At 70.4% G+C, this 9,401-nt stretch carries 11 protein-coding genes and 1 pseudogene; 9 read left to right on the top strand and 3 right to left on the bottom strand.

Translation table 11 applies throughout. From position 1 onward, the window contains the following. Positions 1-117: 117 nt before the first annotated feature. Together DQP58_RS24350 and DQP58_RS24345 are read left to right on the top strand one after the other, a co-directional pair. Positions 118-393, top strand: a complete 276-nt coding sequence (locus tag DQP58_RS24350; RefSeq protein WP_112710684.1) for a hypothetical protein — start codon at positions 118-120, stop codon at positions 391-393. A 53-nt stretch (positions 394-446) separates the two neighbouring features. Beyond that, entirely contained in the window at positions 447-641 is a 195-nt protein-coding gene (locus DQP58_RS24345; protein ID WP_066860781.1) for a DUF3046 domain-containing protein, read from the top strand. Positions 642-651: 10 nt separating this feature from the next. On the opposite strand, the pseudogene DQP58_RS27520 reads toward DQP58_RS24345, so the two are convergent. Beyond that, positions 652-785 (bottom strand): annotated as a pseudogene (locus DQP58_RS27520) (flavodoxin); the annotation flags it as partial. Further along, positions 786-1,445, bottom strand: coding sequence for a (2Fe-2S)-binding protein (locus DQP58_RS24335; protein ID WP_112710683.1), 660 nt, complete (start codon positions 1,443-1,445; stop codon positions 786-788). A 231-nt stretch (positions 1,446-1,676) separates the two neighbouring features. Between DQP58_RS24335 and recA the strand changes: the two genes are divergently transcribed. From recA to DQP58_RS24315, 4 genes are read left to right on the top strand one after another with little or no spacing between them, the layout of a single operon-like run. Then, on the top strand, positions 1,677-2,729 hold the full coding sequence (gene recA, locus DQP58_RS24330; protein WP_066860775.1) for a recombinase RecA: 1,053 nt from the start codon (positions 1,677-1,679) through the stop codon (positions 2,727-2,729). Beyond that, complete coding sequence (gene recX, locus DQP58_RS24325) at positions 2,695-3,216, top strand: recombination regulator RecX (protein WP_112710682.1); 522 nt, start codon at positions 2,695-2,697, stop codon at positions 3,214-3,216. The genes recA and recX overlap by 35 nt, the downstream gene beginning before the upstream one ends. A gap of 59 nt (positions 3,217-3,275) precedes the next feature. Beyond that, entirely contained in the window at positions 3,276-4,799 is a 1,524-nt protein-coding gene (gene miaB / locus DQP58_RS24320) for a tRNA (N6-isopentenyl adenosine(37)-C2)-methylthiotransferase MiaB (protein WP_205869533.1), read from the top strand. Next, positions 4,796-5,413: an Rv2732c family membrane protein gene (locus DQP58_RS24315; protein ID WP_205869532.1), complete on the top strand. Its 618-nt coding sequence runs from the start codon at positions 4,796-4,798 to the stop codon at positions 5,411-5,413. The genes miaB and DQP58_RS24315 overlap by 4 nt, the downstream gene beginning before the upstream one ends. Before the next feature lie 6 nt (positions 5,414-5,419). Here the strand turns inward: DQP58_RS24315 and DQP58_RS24310 are convergent, their stop codons facing one another. Beyond that, entirely contained in the window at positions 5,420-6,748 is a 1,329-nt protein-coding gene (locus tag DQP58_RS24310; protein ID WP_112710685.1) for a DUF349 domain-containing protein, read from the bottom strand. Between the two features lie 582 nt (positions 6,749-7,330). On the opposite strand from DQP58_RS24310, the gene DQP58_RS24305 reads away from it, so the two are divergent. The 3 genes from DQP58_RS24305 to DQP58_RS24295 form a co-directional block, all read left to right on the top strand. Continuing rightward, on the top strand, positions 7,331-8,308 hold the full coding sequence (locus DQP58_RS24305; RefSeq protein WP_112710680.1) for a DMT family transporter: 978 nt from the start codon (positions 7,331-7,333) through the stop codon (positions 8,306-8,308). A 27-nt stretch (positions 8,309-8,335) separates the two neighbouring features. After that, positions 8,336-9,028 carry a hypothetical protein gene (locus DQP58_RS24300; protein WP_112710679.1) on the top strand — a complete coding sequence of 231 codons (693 nt, stop codon included), beginning with the start codon at positions 8,336-8,338 and terminating at the stop codon, positions 9,026-9,028. Between the two features lie 5 nt (positions 9,029-9,033). Continuing rightward, positions 9,034-9,401 (top strand): tRNA (adenosine(37)-N6)-dimethylallyltransferase (locus DQP58_RS24295; RefSeq protein ID WP_430916594.1); only part of this gene is annotated, 368 nt, incomplete at its 3' end.

Below are 9,401 nucleotides of genomic sequence, written 5' to 3'. Positions count from 1 at the left end.
AAGCAGGCGTCCGCGACCTACGTCGGTGCCGCCGACCGGTCCGGGTGTGCCGCGACGCGCTTGCGGTGGCCGGATGAACCGCGGCGCGTCGCCCTATGCTTCGGCGGGAGGCACTCGATGAGGATCATCACGACAATCGCCGCCGGCACCCTGCTGGCCGGCTCGTTGGGCGGCGGCGCCGCCGTCGCGCACGCCGACAGTCCCGAGGAACAGCAAGCATGCCAGTTGCTGGATGATCCGGCCGCCGCGCAACAGGGACTCGCTCCGGCCGAATACACCTTCATGCAGTTGCGGGCCACCATGTCGGCCCAACGCGCGCGCGACATCATGTCGATTGCGGTCCAGGAGGACTGCCCGAATCACATCATCGATCTGCCGGCCAGCTGGAGGTAGGCGCGCCGCGCGCTCAGGTGTCCGATCCAACTGCGCTGGGTATGTTGACTGGCGTGCGGCTAACGGAGTTTCACGAGCGGGTGGTGCTGCGCTTTGGCACCACGTACGGGTCTTCGGTCCTGGTGGATCACGTGCTGAGCGGCTTCGGCGGGCGCACGGCCGCCCAGGCCATCGAGGCCGGCATCGAGCCGCGCGACGTGTGGCGGGCGTTGTGCGTCGACTTCGACGTGCCGCGCGAACAGTGGTGATCGCCAAGCGTTATTCGTAGCTATACGTAGGCCGGTAGCCCTTCTGCCGCAGCACGGTGGCCAGGTGCACGGCGTTACGCGCCGCATTTCCGGTGGCCGACGCGACCGTCTCGGGACGTCGTCGAGGTCGGTGTAATCGGTGCCCTATCCCGGCACCCGGTGCAGCACGCAATCACCGCATAGCGAACCCGCGGGCAGCCGATAGAAGAGGCAGCAGCTGCGGCGCCGGAATCCCAGCTGCGGGCCGGTGAGGACACCGGATCCGGCCAGCACGCCGGTGTCCAGCAGCGACCCGGTCAGCTCGGTGGTCGCGCGGCGCAGGTCGGGTCGCGCCGCCACCAGGGCCCGCGCGGCGCCCACCAGCGCGGAGGCGATGTTGCCCGCGAGCAGGGCGGGCGCCAGGTTGACCCGCAGGCCGGCGGCGAGCGGTTGCAGGTGTTCTTCGACGACGACCCGGTACAGCGCGTCGTGCGAATCGACGGGCTGCCCGACGGGCCTGGGCAGTCGTAGCCGGGTGTCGTCGTCGGCGCGTTGCAGGTCATCGAGGTCGGGGACGACGCCGTGGCCGATCGCGCAGGCGAGCACCGGTGACCACAGCCGGGTGGCGTGGGCGAGGTGGACCAGCGACGCGCCGATCCGCAGGTCCGTCGTGTGGTAGCGGCGGGCGGTGGCGTCGATCAGGTCGGCGCAGCCGTCGGCGTAGGACCGCGCGACCGGATGCCATCCCGCCGGGTCCCCACCCACGGTCAGCGCGAAAAAGCCTCCGTAGGAAGCCGTTTCGGCCAGCTGGAGGGAGATGTCCATGGGGTTCGCGACCGCCTCTCGGGGGGATCCGTCCCGAAGGGCCCGTCGGCGCCTTTCGATCGCCGATGTTGCCACACCCGCCGGGGCGCAACGGCGTGTCGAACTTGAATCGAACACCTGTTCGGCTAGGGTGGTGAGCGTTCGGCCAGTCAACTTGTCGGTGGCCTTCTCTAGTGTCACCGCCAACCGACCGATACCGGTCAGACGAACACCGACTATAGGAGAGACACCATGGCGCAAGCGCCCGACCGCGAGAAGGCTCTCGAACTGGCGATGGCCCAGATCGAAAAGAGCTACGGCAAAGGCTCGGTGATGCGTCTCGGCGACGAGACGCGTCAGCCGATTTCGATCATCCCCACCGGATCCATCGCGCTGGACGTGGCCCTGGGCATCGGCGGGCTGCCCCGTGGCCGGGTCGTGGAGATCTACGGCCCGGAATCCTCGGGTAAGACCACGGTCGCCCTGCACGCGGTGGCCAACGCCCAGGCCGCCGGCGGCGTCGCCGCCTTCATTGACGCCGAGCACGCCCTGGACCCGGAGTACGCCAAGAAGCTCGGCGTGGACACCGATTCCCTGCTGGTCAGCCAGCCCGACACGGGGGAGCAGGCCCTCGAGATCGCCGACATGCTGATCCGCTCCGGCGCGCTGGACATCCTGGTCATCGACTCGGTGGCCGCGCTGGTGCCGCGCGCCGAGCTCGAAGGCGAGATGGGCGACAGCCACGTCGGGCTGCAGGCCCGGCTGATGAGCCAGGCGCTGCGGAAAATGACTGGCGCGCTGAACAATTCGGGCACCACCGCGATCTTCATCAACCAGCTGCGCGAGAAGATCGGGGTGATGTTCGGCAGCCCCGAAACCACCACGGGTGGAAAGGCGTTGAAGTTCTACGCGTCGGTGCGCATGGACGTGCGCCGGATCGAGACGCTCAAGGACGGCACCAACGCGGTCGGTAACCGCACCCGGGTCAAGATCGTCAAGAACAAGGTGGCGCCGCCCTTCAAGCAGGCCGAGTTCGACATCCTCTACGGCCAGGGGGTCAGCCGGGAAGGCTCGCTGATCGACATGGGCGTGGAGCAGGGCTTCATCCGCAAGTCCGGCTCCTGGTTCACCTATGAGGGCGAGCAACTCGGCCAGGGCAAGGAGAACGCCCGCACCTTCCTGAAGGAAAACGACGAAGTCGCCAACGAGATCGAGAAGAAGATCAAGGAAAAGCTCGGCATTGGCGCGGTCGTGACCGATGGCTTGTCCGATGACAGCGTCCTGCCCGCCCCCGTCGACTTCTGAGCCCTCCCGCGAGGAGCAGGCGCGGGCGCTGTGCCTGCGCCTGCTCACCGCGAGAGCGCGCACCCGCGCCGAACTGCGCGGCCGGCTGGCTAAGCGCGGCTATCCCGACGACGTCAGTGAGCGGGTGCTCGACCGGTTGGCCTCCGTCGGCCTGATCGACGACGCCGACTTCGCCCAGCAGTGGGTGCAGTCCCGCCGGACCCACGCCGGGAAAAGCAAGCGCGCCTTGGCCGCCGAACTGCACACCAAGGGCGTCGACAACGACGTGATCACCTCGGTGCTCGCCGGGATCGACGCCGGCGCCGAGCGGGACCGGGCGGAGCAGTTGGTCCGGTCCAAGCTGCGCCGGGAAACGCTGAACGACGACGATGCGCGGGTGACCCGCAGGCTGGTGGGGATGCTGGCGCGCCGTGGCTACAGCCAGAACATGGCGTGCGAGGTCGTCTTCGCCGAGCTGGCCGCCGAGCGGGAGCGGCGCCGCGTCTAGCCCTGACGTGCGGTTTCTCGCGCGCCGACCGGCCGCCGTACCATGGCCGGGTGACTTCGATGGTGCGAGAGACCGTGGCGGCGGACGCCGCACCGGCGCGCACCTACCAAGTCCGCACCTACGGCTGCCAGATGAACGTCCACGACTCGGAGCGGTTGGCGGGCCTGCTGGAAGCGGCCGGATACCGGCGCGCGGCCGAGGGTGCCGACGCCGACGTCGTCGTGTTCAACACCTGCGCGGTCCGGGAGAACGCCGACAACAAGCTGTACGGCAACCTCAGCCACCTGGCGCCGCGCAAGCGCGGCAATCCCGAGATGCAGATCGCCGTCGGCGGCTGCCTGGCCCAAAAGGACCGCGACGCGCTGCTGCGCAAGGCGCCCTGGGTCGACGTCATCTTCGGCACGCACAACATCGGGTCGCTGCCCACCCTGCTGGAGCGGGCCCGGCACAACCAGGTCGCCCAGGTGGAAATCGCCGAGGCGCTGCAGGAGTTTCCGTCGTCATTGCCCAGCGCCCGCGAATCCGCCTATGCCGCTTGGGTTTCCATCTCGGTCGGGTGCAACAACAGCTGCACGTTTTGCATCGTCCCGTCGCTGCGGGGCAAGGAGGTCGACCGCAGCCCGGACGACATCCTGGCCGAGGTCAGGTCACTGGTGGCCGACGGCGCGCTCGAGGTTACGCTGCTGGGCCAGAACGTCAACGCCTACGGGGTGTCCTTCGCCGACCCGGCGCTGCCGCGCGACCGCGGCGCCTTCGCCCGCCTGCTGCGGGCCTGCGGCGACATCGACGGGCTGGAGCGGGTGCGGTTCACCTCGCCGCACCCGGCCGAATTCACCGACGACGTCATCGAGGCCATGGCGCAGACGCCCAATGTCTGTCCCGCCCTGCACATGCCGCTGCAGTCCGGATCAGACCGGGTGCTGCGCGCGATGCGGCGGTCGTACCGCGCCGAGCGCTACCTCGGCATCATCGACCGGGTCCGGGCCGCCATGCCGCACGCCGCCATCACCACCGACCTGATCGTCGGGTTCCCCGGCGAGACCGAAGAGGACTTCGCCGCCACGCTGGACGTGGTGCGGGCGGCCCGCTTCTCGGCGGCGTTCACCTTCCAGTACTCCAAGCGGCCCGGCACCCCGGCCGCTGAACTCGATGGGCAGATCCCGAAAGCCGTTGTGCAGGAACGCTATGACCGGCTGATCGAGCTGCAGGAGGCGATCTCGCTGGAAGGCAACCAGGCGTTGATCGGTCAGACCGTCGAATTGTTGGTCGCCACCGGCGAAGGGCGCAAGGACAGCCGCACCGCCCGGATGAGTGGGCGGGCCCGCGACGGCCGGCTGGTGCACTTTGCCGTCCGCGAAGCCGTCGACACACCGGGCGACATCAGGCCCGGCGACGTCGTCACCACCGCCATCACCGGGGCCGCGCCCCACCACCTCATCGCCGACGCGGGTGTCCTCACCCATCGCCGCACCCGGGCGGGTGATGCCCAGGCCGCCGGGCAGCGCCCGCGCGGCATCGGCCTTGGCATGCCCGCCGTCGGGCCGCCCGTCGGCCCGGCCGAACCCCTTGGATGTGCACGATGAAAAAAGAGACGAAAAACGAAGACCTACAGCTCGGCGCCCTGCGCACCGAGATCGAGGCCGCCGAACGCCGGGTGGCCCGCGGAATCGACCCGGGCCCGCGGGCCTTCTTCGTGTCGATCCTGGTGTTCGTGCTGCTGGCGTCGTTTGTTCTGCCGCACACCGGCGACGTGCGCGGCTGGGACGTGTTGTTCGGTAGCCACCACGCCGGTGCGGCCGCCGTGGCTTTGCCGTCGCGGGTATTCGCCTGGCTGGCGCTGGTGTTCGGCGTGGGCTTCTCGATGCTGGCGCTGGTGACGCGCCGCTGGGCGCTGGCCTGGGTCGCGCTGGCCGGCACGGCCATCGCGGGCGCCGCGGGCATGCTGGCGATCTGGTCGCGCCAGACCGTCTCCGCGGGCCACCCGGGGCCGGGCTGGGGTCTGATTGTCGCCTGGCTGACCGTGCTCGTGCTCACCTACCACTGGGCCCGGGTGGTCTGGTCGCGCACCATCGTGCAACTGGCCGCCGAGGAACAGCGGCGCCGCGTCGCGGCCGCGCAGCAGTCGACCTCGCTGCTGGACGATCTGGACGACCCCGCCGCCGAGACCACCGACGACGGAAAGACCAAGGGCGCCTGAGGGCTGCTAAGGCTTGCGGGTCAGGGCCTCGACGGCCGCCTGCGCCCACTGCCGCCACTGCTCGGCGTTGGCTCTAGCCTCGTCGGCTTCCTTGGTCCGGCCCGCCGCGGCGGCCTTCTGAGCCTGCTGTTCGTACTGCTCGGCGCGCGCCTGGAACTGCTCGGCGCGAGCCTGCGCCTGCGGGTCGGACCAGTCGACGTCGCCGGCGTCGCGCACCTTCTTCTCGACCGCGCGCAGCCGCCGCTCCAACTCGGCGGACCGCTCGCGCGGGACCTTACCGATCGCATCCCACTTCTCGGTGATCGCGCGCAGCGCCGCGCGGGCGGCGTCGTGGTTGCTGGTGTCCAGTTTCTCCGCCTCGGCCAGCAGCGCCTCTTTGGCGGCCGCGTTGGCCCGGAACTCCGCGTCTTTTTCCGCCGTCACGGCGTTGCGGGCGGTGAAGAACACGTCCTGGGCGGCCTTGAAACGCCGCCACAAAGCGTCATCGACCTCCCGCGTCGCCCGCCCGGCCGCCTTCCACTCGGTCAGCAGCTTGCGGAATTCCGCGCTGGTCGCGGCCCAGTCGGTCGAGTCGGACAGCTCCTCGGCCCGCTCGCACAGGCGTTCCTTGGCCTGGCGGATCCCCGAGCGCTCCCGATCCAGCTCGGCGAAGTGCGCTCCCCGCCGCCGGTTGAACGCCTCCCGAGCCGCCGAATAGCGCTTCCACAACGCGTCGTCGACCTTGCGGTCCACGCCGCTGATCGTCTTCCACTCGTCGAGGATCGCGCGGAACCGGTCGCCCGCGGCCTTCCACTGCGTCGAGTTGGCGGCCAACTCCTCGGCCTCCGCGGCCAGCGCCTCCTTGCGGGCGGTCTGGGTGGCCCGGTGCTCCTCACGGCGGGAGCGCTCCGCGGCGACCGTCGCCTCGGCGTGCTCGGCGATGGTGGTCAACCGGCCCGCCAGCGCATCGATGTCACCCAGCACGGCCGCCGTCGGCAGCGTCTCGGCCAGCTCGGCCGCGTGCGCCTTGATCTTGCGCGCGTCACCGCTTCCCGACGCCAGGCGCTCCTCCATCAGGGTGACCTCGGTGGCCAGGTCATCGAAGCGCCGGCCGAAGTGGGCGAACGCCGCCTCCCGGTCGCCGGCCTGCCAGGAGCCGATGATGCGCTCGCCGGCGCTGCTGATCAGCCACACCGTGCCGTCGTCGTCCACGCGGCCGAACTGGTGCGGATTGCTGGGCGGCGGCATCACCAGCGGGTGCGCGGTGGTGGGTCGCGGTGTCGGCCGGGGGCCGGGACGCGGTCCCGGACGCGGCACTGGCCGAGCCGAATCGTCGCGAGGCTCGTCAGACGTCATGCGCTCGTCACTACCTTTCGCAACCTTCCGCGCGGTCCGAGTCCCGCGCACTGCCGCGCGTAGCGGCACCGTGTCCTGCAGCTGCCGGAACCCCAGGGGTTCGCCCAACAGCCGCCTATCGATATTCAAGCAGCTTGCCCTGTCGCACGCCGCCACCTTGGCATTCCTGACCGGGCCGGCCAGCGCCGCCGGCGCCCTGTGGATGGACCGGCGGCGGTGGCCGGCGCCTCCGCGCCGGCCCGCGGCCGCGCGCGCACCGCCGTGACGACCGCGGCCGGCGGCGCGCCCGGGAGAGCGGGCAGATGTTGTGACACTTGTCCCATCCGGCGCGGCGGGCGGCGGGCGAAAATCGCTGGCAGCGAAGTGTCTTAGCCATCGCGCACAGCTACCTGTGTAGTTCTCTTAGAGTTATCCCACGCGTTGCATAGATTGCTGAAGTAATAGTTGAACGGTTACCTGCGGCGCAGTTAGCAACGTGTGGAATGTCATAAATTTGTAGTTGAACTGAACGCAAATTGTGCGTGTATTTGCCTGCGCCCCGGGGAAAGCTGGTCGGACAGTCTAGGGGCGGAGGGGTCGAGAATGTCGAAGGCTGATGTCGCGGCGTTGCTTGCTGTGTGCGCGGCGCTGGCATCCGCGGTCGGCGACGTGATCCGGCAGCGCTCCGCGCACGAGATCACCGACAAGCCGGTCGGCCATCTGGAACTGTTCCGCATGTCATTGCGGGACAGTCGATGGTGGCTGGGCGGCCTGGCCGCGATCGCCAACTACAGCCTGCAGGCCGCCGCTCTGGCCTGGGGTTCGGTGGTGCTGGTGACCGCCCTACAGGTGACCGCGCTGCTGTTCGCGCTGCCCATCTACGCGCGGCTCGCCCATCACCGCGTGCATCCCCGGGAGTGGATGTGGGCGCTCATTCTGGCCGCCGCGCTGGCGGTCGTCATCATCGTCGGGGACCCGGCGGCCGGCGTGCAGCGGGCGCCGCTGCAAACCTGGCTCATCGTCGCCCTGGTCATGGTGCCGCTGCTGGTGGCCTGCGTGGTGACGGCGCGGCTGCGGGCCGGCAGCCCGTTCGCGGCCGTCCTGCTCGCAGTGGTCGCGGGCTCCTCGCTGGCGCTGTTCGCGGTGCTGACCAAGGGCGTCGTCGAGATGTCCGAGCGCGGCCCGATGGCCGTGCTGACCTCGCCGGAGTTTGTGCCCTGGCTGCTGGTGGCCCTGTGCGGGATGATCTTCCAGCAATCGGCGTTCCGCGCCGGCGCGCTGACCGCGTCGTTGCCGACGATGACGGTGGCCAAGCCGGTGGTCGCCGGGCTGCTCGGGGTGCTCGTGCTGGGTGAGACGCTGAATGCCCATGGCCCCAAGGCGTTCGTGCTGGTGGGCGCGGTCGCCGTCGTCATCGGCGCCACGATCGCCCTGGCCCGCGGCGAGGCCGCCAGCATCGATCAGTCCGATTCCCGCGGGGACGGTGCCTCGCGAAAAGTGCCGCCCCGGGCGACACGGGCCGAAGACGACTTCGGCCCCTTCAGTGACCGTCTGGTGGTGGCCGACACCTCCGGGTGGTGACCTTTGCGGCCACGTTAGTTTGGTGGCGTGCTCAGCGCGATCGCGATCGTCCCGTCGGCGCCGGTCCTGGTGCCCGAACTGGCCGGAGCGGCCGCCCCCGAGGTGGCCGAGCTCCTCGCCGCGACGCTTGCCGCGGCGGCGCTGTTGCCCGACCGCTGGGTGGCGATCGGGGCGGGTCCTGACGACGACGAGTTCGGTCCCGGCACCGTGGGGACGTTCGCCGGTTTCGGCGTCGACGTGCCCGTCCAGTTGTCTCCGCGGCCCGACGACACCGCGACGCCGGTGCCGCTTCCCGTGTGCGCGTTGCTGGCCGGGTGGGTGCGTGGCCAGGCGCAGCCGCAGGCCAGCGCACAGGTCCGGGTCTACCGCGGCGACCGCGACGCCGCCGCCGCGTACAAGCTCGGCAACCGCCTGCGCGCACAGATCGACCGGTCACCCGAGCTGGTCGGGGTGCTGGTGGTGGCCGACGGCGCGAACACGCTGACACCGGCCGCCCCCGGTGGATACGACCCCGACAACGCCGCCGCGCAGGAGACCCTGGACGACGCGCTGGCCAGCGGCGACGTCGCCGCCCTGAGCCTGCTGCCGGACCAGATCCTGGGACGGGTCGCGTTCCAGGTGCTGGGCGGCCTGGCCGGTCCCGGGCCCCGATCGGCCAAGGAGCTGTACCGCGGGGCGCCCTTTGGGGTGGGTTATTTCGCCGGCGCCTGGCAGTTGTGACGGCCGTGCGCCCCCTGGCGATCATCGGGCCCACGGGCACCGGCAAGTCGCAGTTGGCCCTCGACTTCGCCGAACGGGTCGAGCAGCTCGGTGTGAGCGCCGAGATCGTCAACGCCGACGCCATGCAGCTCTATCGCGGCATGGACATCGGCACGGCAAAGCTGCCCGTCGAGGGCCGCCGCGGCATCCCACATCACCAGCTCGACGTCCTCGACGTCACCGAGACCGCGACCGTCGCCCGCTATCAGGGCGCCGCGGCGGCCGACGTCGAAGCGATCGCGGCCCGGCGCGCGCTGCCCGTCATCGTGGGCGGCTCGATGCTCTACATCCAGTCGCTGCTCGACGACTGGTCGTTTCCCGCCACCGATCCCGC

The sequence above is a fragment of the Mycobacterium colombiense genome (assembly GCF_003284975.1).
Lineage (GTDB): Bacteria > Actinomycetota > Actinomycetes > Mycobacteriales > Mycobacteriaceae > Mycobacterium > Mycobacterium europaeum_A.
The sequence above is the reverse complement of the archived record's forward strand: the minus strand, read 5'-3'. Positions and strand labels throughout refer to the sequence as shown.

Coding starts and splice junctions, on each gene's coding strand:
- DQP58_RS24350 (WP_112710684.1), top strand. CDS start 118: ATGAGGATCATCACGACAATCGCCGCCGGCACCCTGCTGGCCGGCTCG.
- DQP58_RS24335 (WP_112710683.1), bottom strand. CDS start 1,445: ATGGACATCTCCCTCCAGCTGGCCGAAACGGCTTCCTACGGAGGCTTT.
- recA (WP_066860775.1), top strand. CDS start 1,677: ATGGCGCAAGCGCCCGACCGCGAGAAGGCTCTCGAACTGGCGATGGCC.
- recX (WP_112710682.1), top strand. CDS start 2,695: ATGACAGCGTCCTGCCCGCCCCCGTCGACTTCTGAGCCCTCCCGCGAG.
- miaB (WP_205869533.1), top strand. CDS start 3,276: ATGGTGCGAGAGACCGTGGCGGCGGACGCCGCACCGGCGCGCACCTAC.
- DQP58_RS24315 (WP_205869532.1), top strand. CDS start 4,796: ATGAAAAAAGAGACGAAAAACGAAGACCTACAGCTCGGCGCCCTGCGC.
- DQP58_RS24310 (WP_112710685.1), bottom strand. CDS start 6,748: ATGACGTCTGACGAGCCTCGCGACGATTCGGCTCGGCCAGTGCCGCGT.
- DQP58_RS24305 (WP_112710680.1), top strand. CDS start 7,331: ATGTCGAAGGCTGATGTCGCGGCGTTGCTTGCTGTGTGCGCGGCGCTG.